This is a genomic window from Streptomyces sp. CLV115, assembly GCF_038448545.1.
Classification (GTDB): domain Bacteria; phylum Actinomycetota; class Actinomycetes; order Streptomycetales; family Streptomycetaceae; genus Streptomyces; species Streptomyces sanglieri.
Window position 1 is genome coordinate 1 of record NZ_JBCEWQ010000072.1, and the last position, 19,835, is coordinate 19,835.

Sequence of the window (19,835 nt, forward strand, 5' to 3'; positions counted from 1 at the left end):
GCCCCGCTCCGCCGGCCCCCGCAACATCGCGATCCCCGGCGCACCCGCCCGCGCCGCGTGCAGCGCCAGACCCCGCCGCACATACGGATCGACCGAGTCCCGGCCGCCGTCCGCCGTCCGCCGCTCGGCGTGCGCGACGAGTGCGGCCAGCGCCACCTCTCCGGCCTCGGCACCCCCCGGCCCCGGCCGGTCCGCGAGATGCGACACGAACTCGCGGTGGTACAGCCGGAACACCGCCTGCCCGCCTTCCGCGTCCTCGACGACATAGCGGCCGTAGACGGACAGCAGCCAGTCCACATCGCTCTCGTCGTACGACACGTCACCGCCGCCCAGCGCCCCGGCGACCTCCTCCCACACACCCCCGGCGGGCATGCCGCGCCCGACCGTCCACGCGAGGGCCGTCAGCAGGTCGCGTGCGGCGCCGGGGAGTTCGGTGCCGTCCTCCCGGACCCGAACCGGCCCGGCCCGCAGGTCCTCCTCGAACGCGGCCTCGATGGAGTCCGGCAGACCGGCCGGCCACCGGTCGCCACGGGCGGCGCCCGCCCCCGCCAGCAGCGACCCCACCACCAGCCGGGCGAACAGGAACCCGCCGCCCACGGCCGTGGCCCGCGAGGCGACCGCCTCGCCCGTCTCCCGCGCCCGGTCCTGCGGGACACCGGCCTCCGCGCACCGGCGGAACACGTACTCACCGATGTCCTTCTCGGTGTGCGGTTCCCGCTCCAGGTCCGCGGTGGTGACACCCGCGCCGATCAGCCGCGTCAGGGCGTCCGGCAGCGTCTCGTCCCCGCGCCCGTCCTCCGCCAGGCGGCTGCGGAACGCGCGGTCGCGGGAGCCGAGCAGGACCGGGCCCGTCCGGCTGAGCGGGAAGACCAGCTCCTCGATCACGGCGCGCAGGTGCTCGGCGGGTACTTCGTCCAGGCCGTCGAGCACCAGCACCGGCTGCGGGGACGACTCACGGAGCTCGCCGCGGAAGTCGTCCGTGTTGCGGGGCTCGGGCAGCCCGAGCTGCCGGGCCAGTTCCGAGACCGCCTGGAGGGGGCTCAGGCCCCGCAGGTGTACGGAGGCGAGGGAGCGGCCGGGGTTCAGGCCCGGGTCCGGGTCGTCCTCGCGCAGGCCCCCGTACTTCTCGGTCTCCCTCCGCTGCACGGGGTCCGTGAGGGTCGCGATCCGGCCCAGCACGGCCGACTTGCCGCAGCCCGCCGGGCCGGTCACCAGGAAGAGCCCGGCCTCGTCCGCCGCCAGCCACGCGACGATCCGGCCCAGCACCTCCTTCCGTCCCGTGAAGAACCAGCCCTCCTCGCGGTACCCGACCCCGCGCGCCGCGAGCACCAGGTGCTCCACCAGCCGGGCGGGGGCCCCGGGCACATGGCGCGGGTTCGGGAAGACCGGGCGCCCGGTGCCGAGGGCGGCGGTCACCGGTGTCTGCCCCTCGCCACGCCACCGCTCGTTCAGCGCGGCCAGCAGGTCCGGGCCGCTGACCAGCTCGTTGTGGGCGCTCCATGCCGAGCGGTACTCGGTGGTGGCCGGGCCGGCCTTCAGTACCTCCGCCAACGCGGTGAGTAGGGGGCCGCTGCCGTCCGAGGTCTCGTTGCGCCGGCAGCTCGCCACGATTCCCAGCCACTTCATCTGTCCGGGCGGCGTCGACATGCCCTCCCAGCGGCGCAGGGCCTTCTCCACGCCCCGGCCCACCGCGTCCCCCGCGTGACAGGTGTCGATGATCACCAGGATCTGGTCCGCGCCCGACGCCACCGCCTCATTGACCAGCGTCTCGGCCGAGATGCCCCGCCTCAGGGTGCGTGCGTCACGTGTCGCCTGCTCGACGTCGAGATCCAGATCGCAGAGCGCGAGGCGCAGTTCGTCGTCGATCAGCACGCCGTGCCCCGACCAGACGATGATCGCGGGCTTCGCCGCCCCCGTCTCCCGCCGGCCCTCGCTCCAGGTGGTGAGGGCCTCGTCGAAGGCCGCCCAGGACGGGTTCCCACCGCCCACCACATGCGCCGCGACCCCCAGGCCTTCCAGCAGCCCGGCGATCTCCGCCATCTGGGCCACCGCCCCCGTCAGCCGGGGAAAGCTCCGCCGATCGGCGTACTCCTCGCACACCACGCACAGCGCCGTTCCCGCCGGCTCGCGCCCTTCGTCGTCCGCCGGCCCACGTGCTTCGTCGTCCGCCGTACCCGCCGGCTCGCGTCCCTCGCCGTCCGCCGTACCCGTCTCACACACCATCGCCCGCCCCGCCCTCCAGCACGAGCACCAGCGCGGTCATCACGACATGGCCGGAGTTCCCGGTACTCACCCGCACCCGGTGCGGCCCGGCCGGCAGCCCGGCGAGCCGGGCCACGTAGCGGCCGCCGCCCAGGTTGCTCAGCGTCCGCGCCCGTCCGCCCTCGGCCGCCGCGAAGACGGCCACCCGGTCGTGACCCCGTACGTCCTGGGGGACCGTGGCCCGCAGCTCGTATACCTCGCCCTCGGCGATCACGTCCGGGGCGTCCACCACCAGCGGGACGTCGGCGGTCTCCGTGCCCCGGTGGAGCGGCAGGTCCGGGGTGAGCCAGTTGTAGAGGTTCTGGCGCAGCGCCGTGTTGTTCTGGAGCGAGCCGTGCTTCTCCCAGGGCGTGAGCGCGGGCCGTCCTGCCGCCCCCACATGGGCGCTGGAGAGCCTGGGCACGCGGCCGTCGCCGCCCTCGTCGGCCCCGTCGATCGTGAGCAGTCCGGTCAGCTTCTCGCCCCGGACCTCGGCGGTGGTCGGGGTCGGCTGGAGCACCCCGCTGATCGGTACGTACTCCACTCCGTACGCCGTCCCCGCCCCGGACTCCCGCAGCGCCCGGTGGAAGAGGGCGGCGTCCTCGATCAGTGCCGCGTCGGTCCCGGGCAGGCCGGTCACCTCACGGGCGTGGCGCAGCGGCTCGCCCGGCGCGGTGATCAGCGCGGCGTAGTCGGGGGCGAGCTGGTGGAGGGACGGCAGGCTGCGGGCGAACGCGGTGAGGCCGATACCGGTCGGGCCCACCCCGTTGACCAGGCAGAGCAGGGCGTCCAGAGAGCCCCGGTACGGCGTTCCGAGCGTGATCACGCGGCGCGTCACCTCCGCGCCGCCGCACCGCTCCACGTAGTGGCGGGTGACCAGGCCGCCCATCGAGTGGCAGATGAAGACGACCTGTGCCGCCGCCCGCTCCGGCGCCGAGGCCCGCCAGCGGCCGAGCTCCTCGTCCACCCGCTCGGCCAGCCGGTCCGCGTTGTAGCGGCAGGACAGCCGCCAGTCGTAGGCGAAGCCGATCAGATTGGCGGGGGAGTCCGCCTCGTCCTTCTCGCGCCGCCGCCGGAGCGTGAAGTTGTTCTCCAGCCACTCCAGGAAGCCGTCGTAGCCGTCCACGAGTGTCCCGATGCCGAGCAGTCCGTGCAGGTCGCGCATCGGACCGAGCGGGCGCACACCGTCGCCCGGGTGCTCGTCGCCCAGGTCCGGGGGGAGCGCGAGACCCTTGACGGAGCGGCCGAACGTACGGATCCCGCGCAGGAGGGCCCGGCCCGAGAGGCCCCAGACCTCGTGCCCGTCCGCGTCCGCCAGCCGACTGCCGAGAATGCCCGGGACGACGACCACCAGGTCGTCCACCGAGCTGCGAGAAGCCATGTGGTGCCGTACCCCCATGAAATGTGCGCTGCGTTGAGCAGCAGCGTAATTACGGCACGGACGCCGCGAGGGCCGTACGGGGGAAGTCGGCCCGCTGCCGCCACCTGTGCGAAAGGCCCCGGAGAAGCGCCCGAAGCGCCCCGGGGCCTTTCGCGGCCAGGGTCTTTCCTTCGAATCGGGCCGGATCAGGCACCGGGGCACGCGGGCCCGGCGTGATCCGGACGAAAGACCCGGGGCTACGGCAGCGCCAGCATCCGCTCCAGCGCGAGCTTGGCGTACTTCTCCGTCTCCGGGTCGACCTCGATCCGGTTGATCAGCTTGCCCTCGGCCAGCGACTCCAGCGCCCAGACCAGGTGCGGCAGGTCGATCCGGTTCATCGTCGAGCAGAAGCAGACCGTCTTGTCGAGGAAGACGATCTCCTTGTCCTCGGCCGCGAACCGGTTCGCCAGCCGGCGCACCAGGTTCAGCTCGGTGCCGATCGCCCATTTGGAGCCGGCCGGGGCCGCCTCCAGGGCCTTGATGATGTACTCCGTCGAGCCGACGTGGTCCGCCGCCGCCACGACCTCGTGCTTGCACTCGGGGTGCACCAGGACGTTGACGCCCGGTATCCGCTCGCGGACGTCGTTGACGGACTCCACCGAGAAGCGGCCGTGCACCGAGCAGTGCCCGCGCCACAGGATCATCTTCGCGTTCCGCAGCTCCTCGGCGGTCAGGCCGCCGTTCGGCTTGTGCGGGTTGTAGAGGACGCAGTCCTCCAGCGACATCCCCAGGTCCCGGACCGCGGTGTTCCGGCCCAGGTGCTGGTCGGGCAGGAAGAGGATCTTCTCGCCCTGTTCGAAGGCCCACTCCAGCGCCCGCTTCGCGTTGGACGAGGTACAGATCGTGCCGCCGTGCCGGCCGGTGAACGCCTTGATGTCGGCGGAGGAGTTCATGTACGAAACCGGCACCACCTGATCGGCGACCCCGGCCTCGGTCAGCACGTCCCAGCACTCGGCGACCTGCTCGGCGGTGGCCATGTCGGCCATGGAACAGCCCGCGGCCAGGTCGGGCAGTACGACCTTCTGGTCGTCGGTGGTCAGGATGTCCGCCGACTCGGCCATGAAGTGCACGCCGCAGAAGACGATGTACTCGGCCTCCGGGCGGGCGGCCGCGTCCCGGGCGAGCTTGAACGAGTCGCCGGTGACGTCCGCGAACTGGATGACCTCGTCGCGCTGGTAGTGGTGGCCGAGGACGAACACCTTGTCCCCGAGCTTCTCCTTGGCCGCGCGAGCGCGCTCCACCAGGTCCGGGTCGGACGGGGAGGGCAGGTCGCCGGGGCACTCGACGCCGCGCTCGCTCCTCGGGTCGGCCTCACGGCCGAGCAGGAGCAGGGCGAGGGGCGTCGGCTGGACGTCGAGATCCTGGACGGGGTGGGCCGTGGTCACGTCACGCACCCTTTCTTCTCTGCTGAAAGCCTCTGCGAATAGCTTCCGCGAGGCCTTTTCGTCTAATTGACGCTATCTATCATATCCGGTTCACGTCACTTTGACGATGGCCATAGTGTCGATGTGACGCATCCCCCCGGCCGACCGGTGTGCGAGCATGAATGGAACAGGCAAGCGCTCGGCCCGGAATGAATCCGCGGTCCCGACGGTTGCAACGTCGGCAAGCAGTCTCCGTACAACCCGGGAGAGAAGCAGATGTCCGTATCGGACGAGACCACCACCGTGAGCGACGGCATCCTCCTGTCCGACGCCGCCGCAGCCAAGGTCAAGGGCCTGCTGGAGCAGGAAGGCCGCGACGACCTGGCGCTGCGCGTCGCCGTCCAGCCCGGCGGCTGCTCCGGCCTGCGCTACCAGCTCTTCTTCGACGAGCGTTCGCTCGACGGCGACGTCGTGAAGGACTTCGACGGGGTCAAGGTCGTCACCGACCGGATGAGTGCTCCGTACCTGGGTGGCGCCTCCATCGACTTCGTCGACACCATCGAGAAGCAGGGCTTCACGATCGACAACCCCAACGCCACCGGCTCCTGCGCCTGCGGCGACTCCTTCAGCTGAGTCCTGAAGGCGGCGCGTACGCCTGAGCGCGACGCGGAACGGCACAACGGCGGCGGCCCCGGAATTCCGGGGCCGCCGCCGTCGTCGTGTCCGGGCCGTACCCGGGGCCGATGCTCAGCCGCGGGGCACGTCTCCGCCCGACACCGCGTCGACCACGGTCCGGTCGCCGAGCGGCGCGTCGAGCGTCACCGTCCGGGTCAGCTCCTTGGCGATCATGATGCAGACCTTCTTCCCGGGCTGCTTCGCCTCCGTCACCTTCACGGTCACCCGGTCCGGACTCTCGGTCGCGCTCGCGGTGTACGTGCTGCACACCCCGCCCCAGAACGTCACCGACAGGGTCCGCCCGTCCGCGCTGTACGACAGCAGCTGCCGCTGGGCCTTCTCCGCGTTGCCCGGGGGCGTCGGGGACGGCGTGGGGGCGTTCGTCGCCGGGGCGCTCCTCGCCAGGTACGAGGGCGCCACGGCGACCTGCGTCACCGTGGTGCCCCGGCCGCCGGCGGCCGGCCGCACCGAGAAGAGCCAGGACGGTACGAGCGTCTGCTTGCCCGCCACGTACTGCGCCGCCAGGCCGAACACCGCCTTGCCGACCGTCACGGTCGTCGTCGGCCGCTCCGCCCCGGTCCGCGCCCCGCAGTGGGCCTTCGGCGACTCCAGGCTCTCGTCCAGCGGTACGGGGGAGGCACAGCCGCCGATGTCCGCGCGGGTCTCCTTGCGGGTCGCGGGGCCGTTCAGCTGCTTCAGCGCCTCGGCCGCGCCGATCACCGGATAGCTGTCGCCCTTCTCCAGGCCCTTCAACTGTCCGCTGCCGCCGACCACTTCACCGTCCGGACCCACCTGGATCCCGGTCGACCAGCCGTACGTGGGCAGGCCGTCCACCTTCGGGTCGGCGTTCACCACCCGTACCGCACCCATGAGTTGGCCGGAATCCAGCGTGGCGTCGGGCTGCCCCGCCGCCTTCAGGACCGGTGCCGCGGCGGCCCTGGCGGCACTCTCGCCCACCGGGGAGCCGCTGCCGCCGGGCGCCGGGTTCCCGCCCGAACAGACGGCCCCCTTTTGGCAGTTGTCCGTACCGCCGGAGCCGTACCGGGTGAAGCTCCAGGTGCCCGGGGCCTGCTTGTTCACCCGCAGTACCGGGCCCGAGCCGTCCCCGTCGGACCCCACCTTCCAGTAGGTGCCCTCGGCCTGCGGCGTGCCCGTCAGCTTCAGCGCCTTCGCCAGCCGGGCCACCTCGGCCGCCGAGACGGTCCCCGCCGACTGCCGCACCGCGGCCGTGCGCGGCCCGTCGGGCAGCTTGCCGGACGCGCGGTAGACCACCCGGCCGCCGCTCGGATCGGGCTCGCCCGGTGCGATGCCCTGCGGGGGTGCCTCCGGCGCCGTGGGGTCGCCCGAGTGCTGCCCCAGGGCCAGCGGGGGAGGGGTGTGCCGCCCGCCGTCGTCCGCGCCGCTGCCGGACCTGCCGTCGCCGTCGGCCGCGGTCGCGGCCCAGTACGCGCCACCCCCGCCGGCCAGCAGTACGGCTGCCGCCACCGAAGCCACGGCGAGCGGCGAACGCCGCCGGGGGCCGGTCACGTCGTTGTCGGGTCGCTCGGTGCTCACCGGATCGCTCCTTCGCCTGCCTGGCCGTCACGTGCCGTCGTCCGGCCTGCCGTCCGTCCCCGGACGGGGACAACGGTGGGACGGAGCAGCGGCGCGCACGGTTCCCTCGCGGGACTCGGGGCCTGTCGGGCGCGATCGGCGCGGGTGTCCCGGCGGCCTCTCGGCCGCCGTTCGGGCAGGAGGGCGTCTCGGCCGCCTCTCAGTCGCCGTAGTCGGACATGGCGTCGACCAGCCGGGCGGAGGCGGCGGGCACGGTGACCCCGTGAATCCGGGACGGTGCCACCGGAGCGGGGGCGGACTTCGGACGGGCCACCCAGTGCGGAGCCATCCGTGCGCAGTCACCGCGCAGCTCGGCCAGGCTGATCTCGGACTCGCGCGTGGCGATGTGGTTCGACATATCCGCACCGTAGGCACCGCGGGCCCCAGGAAGAAAGCCCTACTATCGGGTAGTTTTTCCCCCTTCATGGCGGGTCCGGGGAACCGGTAGCGTGAACTGTCACGCCGCCCCGGGAACACAGTCACCCGTTCCCCCCGATCTCCGCAGGAGCAGTCTCCCCGTGCGAATCGCAGTCACCGGCTCCATCGCCACCGATCACCTCATGACCTTCCCCGGCCGTTTCGCCGACCAGCTGGTCGCGGATCAGCTGCACACGGTCTCGCTCTCCTTCCTGGTCGACAACCTCGACGTGCGCCGGGGCGGTGTCGCCGCCAACATCTGCTTCGGCATGGGCCTGCTGGGCACGGAGCCGATCCTGGTCGGCGCCGCCGGCTCCGACTTCGACGAGTACCGCGCCTGGCTCGACCGCCACGGCGTCGACACCGGTTCGGTCCGGATCTCCGAGGTCCTGCACACCGCCCGCTTCGTCTGCACGACGGATGCCGACCACAACCAGATCGGTTCCTTCTACACCGGTGCGATGAGCGAGGCCCGGCTCATCGAGCTGAAGGCCGTCGCCGACCGGGTCGGCGGCCTCGACCTGGTCTCGATCGGCGCCGACGACCCCGAGGGGATGCTCCGCCACACGGAGGAGTGCCGCTCCCGGGGCATCCCGTTCGCCGCCGACTTCTCGCAGCAGATCGCCCGGATGGACGGCGACGAGATCCGGATCCTCCTCGACGGCGCCACGTACCTCTTCTCCAACGAGTACGAGAAGGGGCTCATCGAGTCCAAGACCGGCTGGACCGACGAGGAGATCCTGGCCAAGGTCGGCCACCGGGTCACCACCCTCGGCTCCCGCGGCGTCCGCATCGAGCAGGCCGGCCAGGACCCGATCGAGGTCGGCTGCCCGGAGGAGGAGACCAAGGCCGACCCGACCGGTGTCGGCGACGCCTTCCGGGCCGGATTCCTCTCCGGCCTGGCCTGGGGCGTCGGCCTGGAGCGCGCCGCCCAGGTCGGCTGCATGCTGGCCACCCTGGTCATCGAGACGGTCGGCACCCAGGAGTACACGCTGCGCCGCGCCCACTTCATGGACCGCTTCACCAAGGCGTACGGCCACGACGCCGCCGCCGAGGTGCGCACCCACCTCTCGTAGTCAGGACAGCCGGCGGACCACATAGGCCGAGCCGCGGTCCGCCGGCTCCTCACCCACGTACTCCTGCTCGCGCATCGCGCACCACGCCGGGATGTCCAGCCGCGCCGCCTCGTCGTCGGAGAGCACGGTCACCGTCCCGCCCACCGGCACGTCCCCGATCACCTTCGCGAGCCGGATCACCGGGATCGGGCACCGCTTCCCGAGCGCGTCGACCACCAGTGACCCGGCCGGGGCGGCCCCCCGGGGCGGCCCGACGGGCGCGCCCAGCCGCTCCCGTACCTCCGCCACCACCCGGGGCAGCACCTCCAGGAAGCGGTCGACGTCCTGGCCGGAGGTGCCGTTCGGCAGTGACACCCGCACGTTCCCCTCCGAAAGCACTCCCATGGCCCTGAGCACATGGCTGGGTGTCAGCGTGCTGCTGGTGCAGGACGAACCGGATGAAACGGAGAAACCCTCCCGGTCCAGCTCGTGCAGCAGTGTCTCCCCGTCGACATAGAGACAGGAGAAGGTCACCAGGTGCGGCAGCCGCCGCACCGGATCGCCGACCACCTCCACATCGGGCACCAGCTCCGGCACCGAGGCCCTGATCCGGTCCACCAGGGACCGCAGCCTCACGGACTCGGCCGCGGCCTCGGCCCGCACCGCCCGCAGCGACGCCGCAGCAGCGACGATCGCCGGAAGGTTCTCGAACCCCGCCGCCCGCCCCGACTCCCGATCGTCGGCCGGACCCTGGACGGCGAACCGCACCCCCTTGCGCACCGCCAGCAGCCCGACGCCGGACGGCCCGCCCCACTTGTGGGCGCTGCCCGTCAGCAGCGACCAGCCCTCCGGCACCGGCTCCCGGCCCAGCGACTGCGCGGCGTCCACCAGCAGCGGCACCCCCGCCGCCCGGCAGGCCTCCGCGACCCCGGCCACCGGCTGCTCGGTGCCGACCTCGTGGTTGGCGGACTGCAGACAGGCCAGCGCGGTGTCCTCGCGCAGCACCGCCGCGTACGCCGCCGCGCTCACCGCACCCGACCGGTCCACCGGGACCTCGGAGACCGATCCGCCCTGGGCCTCATGGGCGGCGGCCGAATGGAGCACCGACGAGTGTTCGACCGAGGAGACCACCAGATGGCGGCCGACACGCCGACGTCCGGCGAGCGCCCCGGAAATTCCCGAGTGAACCGCCAGAGTCCCCGAAGGAGTGAATGTGAGCTCGTCCGGGCGGCACCCGACGGCCTCGGCGGCGGCCTCCCTGGCGGCGTCCAGGAGCAGCCGGGCCCGCCGCCCCTCCCGGTACAGCCGGGCCGGATCGGCCCAGCCCTCGTCCAGTGCGGCAAGCAGCGCCTGGCGTGCGACGGGGTGCAGGGGGGCGGCGGAAGCGGTGTCGAAGTAGGGCACGCGGCCACGCTAGCCCGAGGTGGGCGCCGGGCCGGGGACGGGCCTCCGGCGGGGCCAGGAGAGGGGGCGTCAGATGGCGGTCGGAGGCCCGTATTCCACCCCTTCGGGGTGTCGGACGGCGCGTTGGGCACCCTCCCCGCGCGACCCCAAATAGCGTCCAGTAGGGTTTGGTCCGCATAAACATCCAAACCCCTGCCCGCGTCAGGGCGGCGACCGACCAGAAAGACGGCCGCGCCGACCGCGCGGGCGAGACTCTCGGGAAGGCGCTACGTGAGTCCCAACGGCTCCGACCGCTCGTCGCGGCGCCCGATGCGGCGGAAGCTGCCGCAGGTGCTGACTGCGGGCCTGATCCTGGCGACCGCAACCGGTTGCACATACAAGGACTTCCCCCGCCTTGGTATGCCCACGCCGGTAACAGAAGAGGCACCACGGATCCTTTCCCTCTGGCAGGGCTCGTGGGCGGCAGCGCTCGCCACGGGCGTGCTGGTCTGGGGCCTGATCCTGTGGAGCGTCATCTTCCACCGGCGCAGCCGCACCAAGGTCGAGGTTCCTCCGCAGACCAGGTACAACATGCCCATCGAGGCGCTGTACACCGTGGTTCCTCTGATCATCGTCTCGGTGTTGTTCTACTTCACCGCGCGCGATGAATCGAAGCTCCTCTCGCTCTCCCCGAAGCCGGCCCACACCATCAACGTGGTCGGCTACCAGTGGAGCTGGGGCTTCAACTACATCGAGAACGTGGACGGCTCCGCCGCCACGGGCAACGAGATCCCCAAGGAGCTCGACGCCATCCCCGACCGGTTCCGCAAGGACTTCCCCAAGGGTGCGGAAGGCGTCTACGACTTCGGCATCCCGGGAACGCGGAACCCGCAGAACGGCAACCCGGGTCCGACCCTGTGGCTGCCGAAGGGCGAGAAGGTCCGCTTCGTACTGACTTCGCGTGACGTCATCCACTCCTTCTGGGTGGTGCCGTTCCTCATGAAGCAGGACGTCATTCCGGGCCACACCAACGCCTTCGAGGTGACTCCCAACCAGGAGGGCACCTTCATGGGCAAGTGCGCCGAGCTCTGCGGCGTCGACCACTCCCGGATGCTCTTCAACGTCAAGGTCGTCTCCCCGGAGCGCTACCAGGCGCACCTGGAGGAGCTGGCGAAGAAGGGCCAGAAGGGCTACGTGCCGGCCGGCATCGAGCAGACTGACCCGGCCAGGAATGCGGAGACGAACAAACTGTGAGCATCCTCAACGAATCTCAGGGTGCCGCGGCAGCAGACGACTCGTACGAGGACGAGCTGCCGGTCCGGCGCAAGCAGCCGGGAAACGTCGTCATCAAGTGGCTGACCACCACTGACCACAAGACGATCGGCACGATGTACCTGGTCACATCGTTCGCGTTCTTCTGCATCGGCGGTCTGATGGCGCTCTTCATGCGCGCCGAACTGGCCCGTCCCGGCACGCAGATCATGTCGAACGAGCAGTTCAACCAGGCGTTCACGATGCACGGCACGATCATGCTGCTGATGTTCGCGACGCCGCTGTTCGCCGGATTCGCGAACTGGATCATGCCGCTGCAGATCGGTGCGCCCGACGTGGCGTTCCCGCGGCTGAACATGTTCGCCTACTGGCTGTACCTCTTCGGCTCGCTCATCGCGGTGGCCGGCTTCCTCACCCCGCAGGGTGCGGCCGACTTCGGCTGGTTCGCCTACTCCCCGCTCTCGGACGCGGTCCGGTCGCCGGGTGTCGGCGCCGACATGTGGATCATGGGTCTGGCCTTCTCCGGCTTCGGCACGATCCTCGGTTCGGTCAACTTCATCACCACGATCATCTGCATGCGCGCGCCCGGCATGACGATGTTCCGCATGCCGATCTTCGTCTGGAACGTCCTGCTGACCGGTGTGCTGGTCCTGCTGGCCTTCCCGGTGCTCGCCGCCGCGCTCTTCGCGCTGGAGGCGGACCGTAAATTCGGTGCGCATGTCTTCGACGCGGCCAATGGCGGCGCATTGCTCTGGCAACACCTCTTCTGGTTCTTCGGCCATCCAGAGGTGTACATCATCGCCCTGCCATTCTTCGGAATTGTTTCCGAGGTGATTCCGGTGTTCAGCCGGAAGCCGATGTTCGGGTACATCGGCCTGATCAGCGCGACGATCGCCATCGCGGGTCTTTCCGTGACGGTGTGGGCGCACCACATGTACGTGACGGGCGGCGTGCTGTTGCCGTTCTTCTCGTTCATGACCTTCCTCATCGCGGTACCGACCGGTGTGAAGTTCTTCAACTGGATCGGCACGATGTGGAAGGGGTCGTTGTCCTTCGAGACACCGATGCTCTGGGCCGTCGGCTTCCTGATCACCTTCACCTTCGGTGGTCTGACCGGCGTGATCCTGGCCTCGCCCCCGATGGACTTCCACGTCTCGGACTCGTACTTCGTCGTCGCGCACTTCCACTACGTCGTCTTCGGCACCGTGGTCTTCGCGATGTTCTCCGGATTCCACTTCTGGTGGCCGAAGTTCACCGGCAAGATGCTGGACGAGCGGCTCGGCAAGATCACGTTCTGGACGCTGTTCGTGGGCTTCCACGGCACGTTCCTGGTGCAGCACTGGCTGGGCGCCGAGGGCATGCCGCGTCGTTACGCGGACTACCTCGCGGCCGACGGCTTCACCGCGCTGAACACGATCTCGACGATCTCCTCGTTCCTGCTCGGCCTGTCGATGCTGCCGTTCTTCTACAACGTGTGGAAGACCGCCAAGTACGGCAAGAAGATCGAGGTCGACGACCCGTGGGGCTACGGCCGCTCCCTGGAGTGGGCGACCTCCTGCCCGCCGCCGCGGCACAACTTCCTCACCCTGCCGCGGATCCGTTCCGAATCCCCGGCGTTCGACCTGCACCACCCGGAGATCTCGGCGCTCGAACAGCTGGAGCACCACTCCGAGGATGACAAGGCCCTCGCTGGTGGCAAGGAGGCCGGCAAGTGAAGATCCAGGGCAAGATGTTCATCTGGCTCAGTGTTTTCATCCTCGCCATGGCCATCACGTACGGCGTGTGGTCGAAGGAGCCGGCCGGTACCACCGCGCTCGTCCTGGGCTTCGGGCTGAGCGTCATGATCGGCTTCTACCTGGCCTTCACGGCCCGGCGGGTCGACGCCATGGCGCAGGACAACAAGGAAGCCGACGTCGCGGACGAGGCCGGCGAGGTGGGGTTCTTCTCCCCGCACAGCTGGCAGCCGCTCTCGCTGGCGGTCGGCGGTGCCCTGGCCTTCCTGGGCATCGTCTTCGGCTGGTGGCTGCTCTACTTCTCGACCCCGATCATCCTGATCGGTCTGTTCGGCTGGGTCTTCGAGTACTACCGCGGTGAGAACCGCACCCAGTGACACTGCGTCACCGCTCCACCTGACGGGGGGCCCGCACTTCTCCACCGAGAGGAGTGCGGGTCCCCCGTTCGCAGTCACACCGCGCGCTGAAACGGATGAATCTTCATAGCGTGGGTCCATGAACCACACGCCGCGCAACCGCCCCGTAGTGAGCTGCACTCTGCTGGTCGTGTCCCTGGTCGCAGGTGTGACCGCCTGCGGTGGGTCCGGTGGCCACCCGCTCGCGGAGAAGCCGTACGACGCGGCGGACGAGATCTCCGCCAACGCGTCGGACGGCGACGGGAAGGTCGACCCCGGCAAACCGCTGGAGGTCACCGTCAACGGCGACGACGGCCGGATCACGGACGTGTCGGCCGTCGACACGACCGGCCGCCACCTCGCGGGTGAACTCGACGCGGACGGGAAGCGGTGGCACTCCACGCTCCCGCTCGCCGCCGGTACCCGGTACACCGTCCGGGTCGGTGTGGAGGACGACGACGGTGCTCCCGGCAGCCGTACGCTCTCCTTCGGGACCACGTCCGCCAAGAAGTTCCTGAAGGTCGCCTTCGGGCCTCAGGCGGGCACCTACGGCGTCGGGCAGCCCATCACGGCGGAACTCAGCGCTCCGGTCAAGGACAAGGCCTCCAGGGCCAACGTCGAGCGCGCCCTGCGGGTCCGCTCGACGCCCGCCGTGACCGGCTCCTGGTACTGGGTCGACGACAAGACCCTGCACTACCGCCCCAAGGACTACTGGCCCGCCAGAGCTACCATCGACGTCACCAGCGGCCTGGCCGGCGTCAAGGTCACCGACGCCCTCTACGGAGCCCCCACCAAGCCGCTGCGGCTCACCACGGGCGACCGCATCGAGGCCGTCACGAACGCCGCGACGCACTCGATGACGGTCAAGCGCGACGGGAAAGTGATCAACACCATTCCGGTCACCACCGGCAAGCCCGGCTTCTCCACCCGAAACGGTGTCAAGGTCGTGCTGGGCAAGGAATACCGCGTACGTATGCGCGGGGAGACGATCGGCATCGCGGAGGGCTCGTCCGACTCGTACGACCTGCAGGTCTACTACGCGACGCGGGTCACCTGGAGCGGCGAGTACGTGCACGCGGCCCCCTGGTCCACCGGCTCGCAGGGGTACGCGAACGTCAGCCACGGCTGTACCGGCATGAGCACCAGCCAGGCCGAGTGGTTCTACAACACCGTGCGCCCGGGCGACATCGTCACGGTCGTGGGCAGCCAGGGCGAGACGATGACGCCGTTCGACAACGGCTTCGGGGACTGGAACCTGTCCTGGGCCAAATGGCTGAAGGGCAGCGCCCTGCAGAAGAACACCGCCCCGGACCGTACGGACACGATCCAGGCGGCGCGACTGCGTCCCGTGGTCTGACCGGACCGGGGAGGTGCGCTGCCCCTCGGAGGGACCGCGGACGGGGCCGCGGCGGGCCTCAGGCGTCCACGCAGGCCCTGCTGCGCAGCAGGGCGGCCAGGGCGTCCGCGAACTCGACCGGTTCGACCGGCAGGGTCACCGCGGCGTCCGCACGGCTCCAGGTGGCCAGCCAGGCGTCCTGCGGGCGCCCCATCAGCAGCAGCACCGGCGGGCACCGGAAGACCTCGTCCTTGATCTGCCGGCAGACGCCCATGCCGCCCGCGGGCGCCGTCTCGCCGTCCAGCACGCAGACGTCGACGCCGCCGCGGTCCAGCGCCTCCAGGACGGCCGGCAGGGTGGCGCATTCGAGGAATTCCACCGGTGGCACGTCGGCCGCGGGCCTGCGCCCGGCTGCCAGCCTCACCTGCTCACGGGTGTTGGTGTCGTCGCTGTAGACCAGGACCGTGGCGGTCGGCTGCATTGTTCCTCCGTGACATCTGTGTCTTCGGGGCTTTCCGGGCATGAACCGATGCGCGGATCGTACTCCGCCCGACGGCCTGTCAGCACCGGTTCGGACCGCCGTTCCATGGGCCGTTCGGGGAGGACACACCCGGCTGACACACCGAACGGCACCCCCCGGGGTGAGGGCGGGATAAGCGACCGACATAATGTCGGTCGTGGCGACAGCAACGACAGTAGAAACCGGGCACGCGCACCCGTCGGTCAATCGACCGAACCTCACCAGCGTCGGAACCATCATCTGGTTGAGTTCCGAGCTGATGTTCTTCGCGGCCCTCTTCGCGATGTACTTCACCCTGCGATCGGTGACCGGACCGGAGCACTGGAAGGAAATGGCTTCGGCCCTGAACTTCCCGTTCTCGGCGACGAACACCACGATCCTGGTGCTCTCCTCACTCACCTGCCAGCTCGGCGTCTTCGCCGCGGAGCGGGGCGATGTGAAGAAGCTCCGTGCGTGGTTCGTGATCACTTTCGTGATGGGTGCGATCTTCATCGGAGGCCAGGTCTTCGAGTACACCGAGCTGGTGAAGAAGGACGGCCTCTCGCTGTCCTCCGACCCGTACGGCTCGGTGTTCTACCTGACCACCGGCTTCCACGGGCTGCACGTGACAGGCGGTCTCATCGCCTTCCTGCTCGTTCTGGGCAGGACATACGCAGCCAAGAGGTTCACCCACGAACAGGCGACCGCCGCCATCGTCGTGTCCTATTACTGGCACTTCGTCGATGTCGTGTGGATCGGCCTCTTCGCCACGATCTACATGATCAAGTAACCGGGTTCGAACCCGAACCACATCCAGCATCGACGCAGAAGATCCTGACACCGGGGTAATCCGTGAAAAAGCTCTCCGCACGACGACGCCATCCGTTGGCGGCGGTCGTCGTACTACTCCTCGCGCTGGCGGCCACTGGGGGGCTGTACGCCGCGTTTGCGCCCGCGAGTAAGGCGCAGGCCGACGAAACCGCCCAGTCCCTCGCCATCGACGAGGGCAAGAAGCTGTACTCCGTCGGTTGCGCCAGCTGCCACGGAACCGGCGGTCAGGGCACCACCGACGGGCCGAGCCTGGTCGGCGTGGGCTCCGCCGCCGTTGACTTCCAGGTCGGTACGGGCCGTATGCCGGCGCAGCAGCCCGGCGCCCAGGTACCGAAGAAGAAGGTCATCTACAGCCAGGCCCAGATCGACCAGCTCGCGGCGTACGTCGCGTCGCTCGGCGCCGGCCCGGTCGTCCCGACCAAGAACGACGTCAACCCCGAGGGTGCGGACATCGCCAAGGGTGGCGACCTGTTCCGTACCAACTGCGCGCAGTGCCACAACTTCACCGGTGAGGGCGGCGCGCTGACGAACGGCAAGTACGCGCCCAGCCTTGAGGGCGTGGACCCGAAGCATGTCTACGAGGCCATGCAGACCGGCCCGCAGAGCATGCCGTCCTTCCCGGACACGACGATGCCCGCGCAGCAGAAGCGGGACATCATCGCGTACATCCAGACCGTGAACAGCGCCCAGGCGGAGAACCCGGGCGGGCTGAAGCTGGGCGGCCTGGGGCCGGTCAGTGAGGGTCTGTTCGCCTGGATCTTCGGGCTCGGCGCACTGATCGCAGTTGCCATTTGGGTCGCGGCCCACACCGCTAAGGCCAAGAAGTCATGAGTAGCCAAGAGATTCCAGACGAGAACCTGCCCGCTGAGCAGGGCACCGCGCACGGCGCGGTAGAGGTCGCCGACGACCCGTTCGCCGACCCGGGGCTGCCGGCCCACAAGCCGCGTATCCAGGACATCGACGAACGGGCCGCGAAGCGCTCCGAGCGCGCCGTCGCGTTCATGTTCACGCTGTCCATGCTGGCGACGGTCGGCTTCATCGCCTCCTACGTCATCTTCCCGGTCGACAAGATCGTGTACATCTGGCCCTTCGGCCATGTGAGCGCGCTCAACTTCTCCCTGGGTCTGACCCTGGGCGTGGCCCTCTTCGCGATCGGCGCCGGCGCCGTCCACTGGGCGCGCACGCTGATGTCCGACGTGGAGGTCGCCGACGACCGGCACGCCATCGAGGCGGAGCCCGAGGTCAAGGCGAAGGTCATGGCGGACTTCGCGGCCGGTGCCGAGGAGTCCGGCTTCGGACGGCGCAAGCTGATCCGCAACACCATGTTCGGCGCGCTGGCCCTGGTGCCGCTCTCCGGTGTCGTGCTGCTGCGCGACCTCGGTCCGCTGCCGGAGAAGAAGCTCCGCAACACCCTGTGGGCCAAGGGCAAGCAGCTCATCAACATGAACACGATGGAGCCGCTGCGTCCCGAGGACGTCGCCGTCGGTTCGCTGACCTTCGCCATGCCCGAGGGGCTGACGGAGGAGGCGGAGGACTTCCAGAACCAGATCGCCAAGGCCGCGCTGATGATCATCCGCATCGAGCCGGACAACATCAAGGACAAGCGCGAGCGCGAGTGGGCCCACGAGGGAATCGTGGCCTTCTCCAAGATCTGCACCCACGTCGGCTGCCCGATCAGCCTGTACGAGCAGCAGACGCACCACGTGCTCTGCCCGTGCCACCAGTCCACCTTCGACCTGTCCGACGGCGCCCGCGTCATCTTCGGTCCGGCCGGTCACGCCCTCCCGCAGCTGCGGATCGGCGTGAACAGCGAGGGCAACCTCGAGGCGCTCGGTGACTTCGAAGAGCCCGTCGGTCCTGCATTCTGGGAGCGCGGATGAGTACTGCGACCACGAACACTCCCGGTGCGGCAGCACCGGGCAATCGCAAGGCGCCCGCCGGCGAGCGGGTGGCCGACTGGGCGGACGGCCGGCTCGGGATCTACTCCCTGGCCAAGGCCAACATGCGCAAGATCTTCCCGGACCACTGGTCCTTCATGCTCGGTGAGATCGCCCTCTACAGCTTCATCATCATCATCCTCACGGGTGTGTATCTGACGCTGTTCTTCCACCCGAGCATGAACGAGGTCGTGTACCACGGCTCGTACGAGCCGATGCAGGGCATCAAGATGTCGCAGGCGTACGCCTCGACACTGGACATCAGCTTCGACGTCCGCGGTGGTCTCCTGGTCCGCCAGATCCACCACTGGGCCGCGCTGATCTTCCTGGCCGGCATGTTCGTGCACATGATGCGCGTCTTCTTCACGGGCGCGTTCCGCAAGCCGCGTGAGATCAACTGGCTGTTCGGCTTCCTGCTGTTCGTGCTGGGCATGTTCACCGGCTTCACCGGCTACTCGCTCCCGGACGACCTGCTGTCCGGTACGGGTGTCCGGTTCACCCAGGGCGCGATCCTGTCGATGCCGATCGTCGGCACGTACATCTCGATGTTCCTGTTCGGCGGAGAGTTCCCCGGTCACGACTTCGTCGCCCGGTTCTACTCGATCCACATCCTGCTGCTGCCGGGCATCATGCTCGGTCTGCTGGTGGCGCACCTGATCCTGGTCTTCTACCACAAGCACACGCAGTTCGCGGGCCCCGGCCGGACGAACAAGAACGTCGTCGGCATGCCGCTGCTGCCGGTGTACATGGCGAAGGCAGGCGGCTTCTTCTTCCTGGTCTTCGGCATCATCGCCATCATCGCGGCCATCGCCACGATCAACCCGATCTGGAACATCGGTCCGTACCGTCCGGACCAGGTGTCCACCGGCGCCCAGCCCGACTGGTACATGGGCTTCGCCGAGGGTCTGATCCGAGTGATGCCCGGCTGGGAGATCAACCTCTGGGGCCACACGCTGGTCCTGGGCGTGTTCATCCCGCTGATGGCCTTCGGACTGGTGCTCGCGATCATCGCGGTCTACCCGTTCATCGAGTCCTGGATCACCGGGGACAAGCGCGAGCACCACATCCTGGACCGCCCGCGCAACGCCCCGACCCGGACGGCCTTCGGCGTCGCCTGGATCACCGAGTACGTCATCGTCTTCATCGGCGGTGGCAACGACCTGTGGGCCACGCACTTCCACCTGTCGCTGAACGCCATCTCCTGGTTCGTACGGATCTTCATCTTCGTCGGCCCGGTCCTCGCGTTCATCGCCACCCGGCGGATCTGCCTCGGCCTCCAGCGCCGCGACAAGGAGAAGGTGCTGCACGGACGCGAGTCCGGCATCATCAAGCGCCTGCCGCACGGTGAGTTCGTCGAGATCCACGAGCCGCTCGGTCCCGAGCAGCTGCACACGCTCACCGCGCACGAGCAGTACAAGCCGGTCGAGCTCGGCCCGACGGTCGACGAGAACGGTGTCGAGCGCAAGGTGTCGGTCCTGCAGAAGCTGCGGGCCCGGCTCAGCAAGGGCTACTACGGCGAGGACAACCAGATCGCCAAGCCCACCGTCGAGGAGTACAAGGAGATCACCAGCGGCCACGGTCACCACTGATCGCCTGAACTGATCGCCACAGCAGGAGCCCCGTCCATTCGATGGACGGGGCTCTTTGCCGTCCCCGGCGCTGGATAGGGTGGGGGTGATCCCTT

16 protein-coding genes and 1 pseudogene are annotated in these 19,835 nt (G+C 69.6%); 10 read left to right on the forward strand and 7 right to left on the reverse strand.

Going from position 1 to position 19,835, the window contains the following annotated elements; all coding sequences use genetic code 11:
- The 3 genes and pseudogenes from AADR41_RS23705 to nadA all read right to left on the reverse strand — a co-directional run.
- Nucleotides 1-2,223, reverse strand: a pseudogene (locus AADR41_RS23705) (tetratricopeptide repeat protein); the annotation flags it as partial.
- A complete protein-coding gene (locus AADR41_RS23710) occupies nucleotides 2,213-3,622 on the reverse strand; it encodes a lipase/acyltransferase domain-containing protein (protein WP_342283402.1) in 1,410 nt (469 codons plus the stop codon). The pseudogene AADR41_RS23705 and the gene AADR41_RS23710, both read right to left, overlap by 11 nt.
- Before the next feature lie 236 nt (nucleotides 3,623-3,858).
- Nucleotides 3,859-5,055, reverse strand: coding sequence for a quinolinate synthase NadA (gene nadA / locus AADR41_RS23715; RefSeq protein WP_342283403.1), 1,197 nt, complete (start codon nucleotides 5,053-5,055; stop codon nucleotides 3,859-3,861).
- 246 nt (nucleotides 5,056-5,301) lie between these two features.
- Here nadA and AADR41_RS23720 point away from each other — a divergent pair, with 246 nt between their 5' ends.
- Entirely contained in the window at nucleotides 5,302-5,658 is a 357-nt protein-coding gene (locus AADR41_RS23720; RefSeq protein WP_030933606.1) for a HesB/IscA family protein, read from the forward strand.
- Nucleotides 5,659-5,772: 114 nt separating this feature from the next.
- Here the strand turns inward: AADR41_RS23720 and AADR41_RS23725 are convergent, their stop codons facing one another.
- Nucleotides 5,773-7,254 (reverse strand): hypothetical protein, encoded by a 1,482-nt coding sequence (locus AADR41_RS23725; RefSeq protein WP_342283404.1) that lies wholly within the window; start codon nucleotides 7,252-7,254, stop codon nucleotides 5,773-5,775.
- A 199-nt stretch (nucleotides 7,255-7,453) separates the two neighbouring features.
- Complete coding sequence (locus AADR41_RS23730; protein WP_342283405.1) at nucleotides 7,454-7,651, reverse strand: hypothetical protein; 198 nt, start codon at nucleotides 7,649-7,651, stop codon at nucleotides 7,454-7,456.
- 160 nt (nucleotides 7,652-7,811) lie between these two features.
- Between AADR41_RS23730 and AADR41_RS23735 the strand changes: the two genes are divergently transcribed.
- Nucleotides 7,812-8,786 (forward strand): carbohydrate kinase family protein, encoded by a 975-nt coding sequence (locus AADR41_RS23735; protein ID WP_342283406.1) that lies wholly within the window; start codon nucleotides 7,812-7,814, stop codon nucleotides 8,784-8,786.
- Here AADR41_RS23735 and AADR41_RS23740 read toward each other — a convergent pair whose 3' ends face one another.
- Nucleotides 8,787-10,169 (reverse strand): cysteine desulfurase/sulfurtransferase TusA family protein, encoded by a 1,383-nt coding sequence (locus AADR41_RS23740; RefSeq protein WP_342283407.1) that lies wholly within the window; start codon nucleotides 10,167-10,169, stop codon nucleotides 8,787-8,789.
- A gap of 270 nt (nucleotides 10,170-10,439) precedes the next feature.
- Between AADR41_RS23740 and ctaC the strand changes: the two genes are divergently transcribed.
- The 4 genes from ctaC (at nucleotide 10,440) to AADR41_RS23760 (ending at nucleotide 14,905) form a co-directional block, all read left to right on the forward strand.
- On the forward strand, nucleotides 10,440-11,402 hold the full coding sequence (ctaC, locus tag AADR41_RS23745; RefSeq protein ID WP_342283408.1) for an aa3-type cytochrome oxidase subunit II: 963 nt from the start codon (nucleotides 10,440-10,442) through the stop codon (nucleotides 11,400-11,402).
- Complete coding sequence (ctaD, locus tag AADR41_RS23750) at nucleotides 11,399-13,135, forward strand: aa3-type cytochrome oxidase subunit I (protein WP_342283409.1); 1,737 nt, start codon at nucleotides 11,399-11,401, stop codon at nucleotides 13,133-13,135. The genes ctaC and ctaD overlap by 4 nt, the downstream gene beginning before the upstream one ends.
- Nucleotides 13,132-13,530 carry a cytochrome c oxidase subunit 4 gene (locus AADR41_RS23755; protein WP_342283410.1) on the forward strand — a complete coding sequence of 133 codons (399 nt, stop codon included), beginning with the start codon at nucleotides 13,132-13,134 and terminating at the stop codon, nucleotides 13,528-13,530. The genes ctaD and AADR41_RS23755 overlap by 4 nt, the downstream gene beginning before the upstream one ends.
- A gap of 118 nt (nucleotides 13,531-13,648) precedes the next feature.
- On the forward strand, nucleotides 13,649-14,905 hold the full coding sequence (locus AADR41_RS23760; protein WP_342283411.1) for a L,D-transpeptidase: 1,257 nt from the start codon (nucleotides 13,649-13,651) through the stop codon (nucleotides 14,903-14,905).
- A 58-nt stretch (nucleotides 14,906-14,963) separates the two neighbouring features.
- On the opposite strand, the gene AADR41_RS23765 is transcribed toward AADR41_RS23760, so the two are convergent.
- Complete coding sequence (locus AADR41_RS23765) at nucleotides 14,964-15,365, reverse strand: hypothetical protein (protein WP_342283412.1); 402 nt, start codon at nucleotides 15,363-15,365, stop codon at nucleotides 14,964-14,966.
- Nucleotides 15,366-15,552: 187 nt separating this feature from the next.
- Here AADR41_RS23765 and ctaE point away from each other — a divergent pair, with 187 nt between their 5' ends.
- The 4 genes from ctaE to qcrB all read left to right on the forward strand — a co-directional run bounded on the left by ctaE (nucleotide 15,553) and on the right by qcrB (nucleotide 19,740).
- The gene (gene ctaE, locus AADR41_RS23770) at nucleotides 15,553-16,173 is read left to right on the forward strand and encodes an aa3-type cytochrome oxidase subunit III (protein WP_124718117.1); all 621 of its coding nucleotides are present in this window, start codon (nucleotides 15,553-15,555) and stop codon (nucleotides 16,171-16,173) included.
- Nucleotides 16,174-16,235: 62 nt separating this feature from the next.
- Nucleotides 16,236-17,045, forward strand: coding sequence for a cytochrome bc1 complex diheme cytochrome c subunit (gene qcrC, locus AADR41_RS23775; RefSeq protein WP_342283413.1), 810 nt, complete (start codon nucleotides 16,236-16,238; stop codon nucleotides 17,043-17,045).
- Nucleotides 17,042-18,094, forward strand: a complete 1,053-nt coding sequence (gene qcrA, locus AADR41_RS23780; protein ID WP_259930658.1) for a cytochrome bc1 complex Rieske iron-sulfur subunit — start codon at nucleotides 17,042-17,044, stop codon at nucleotides 18,092-18,094. The genes qcrC and qcrA overlap by 4 nt, the downstream gene beginning before the upstream one ends.
- Nucleotides 18,091-19,740: a cytochrome bc1 complex cytochrome b subunit gene (gene qcrB / locus AADR41_RS23785; protein WP_342283414.1), complete on the forward strand. Its 1,650-nt coding sequence runs from the start codon at nucleotides 18,091-18,093 to the stop codon at nucleotides 19,738-19,740. The genes qcrA and qcrB overlap by 4 nt, the downstream gene beginning before the upstream one ends.
- Nucleotides 19,741-19,835: the final 95 nt, after the last annotated feature.

Excerpts from the sequence above, each read along its gene's own strand:
- qcrA (WP_259930658.1), top strand. The coding sequence starts at position 17,042 with ATGAGTAGCCAAGAGATTCCAGACGAGAACCTGCCCGCTGAGCAGGGC.
- AADR41_RS23760 (WP_342283411.1), top strand. The coding sequence starts at position 13,649 with ATGAACCACACGCCGCGCAACCGCCCCGTAGTGAGCTGCACTCTGCTG.
- AADR41_RS23720 (WP_030933606.1), top strand. The coding sequence starts at position 5,302 with ATGTCCGTATCGGACGAGACCACCACCGTGAGCGACGGCATCCTCCTG.
- AADR41_RS23765 (WP_342283412.1), bottom strand. The coding sequence starts at position 15,365 with ATGCAGCCGACCGCCACGGTCCTGGTCTACAGCGACGACACCAACACC.
- AADR41_RS23710 (WP_342283402.1), bottom strand. The coding sequence starts at position 3,622 with ATGGCTTCTCGCAGCTCGGTGGACGACCTGGTGGTCGTCGTCCCGGGC.
- qcrB (WP_342283414.1), top strand. The coding sequence starts at position 18,091 with ATGAGTACTGCGACCACGAACACTCCCGGTGCGGCAGCACCGGGCAAT.
- AADR41_RS23730 (WP_342283405.1), bottom strand. The coding sequence starts at position 7,651 with ATGTCGAACCACATCGCCACGCGCGAGTCCGAGATCAGCCTGGCCGAG.
- ctaE (WP_124718117.1), top strand. The coding sequence starts at position 15,553 with ATGTCGGTCGTGGCGACAGCAACGACAGTAGAAACCGGGCACGCGCAC.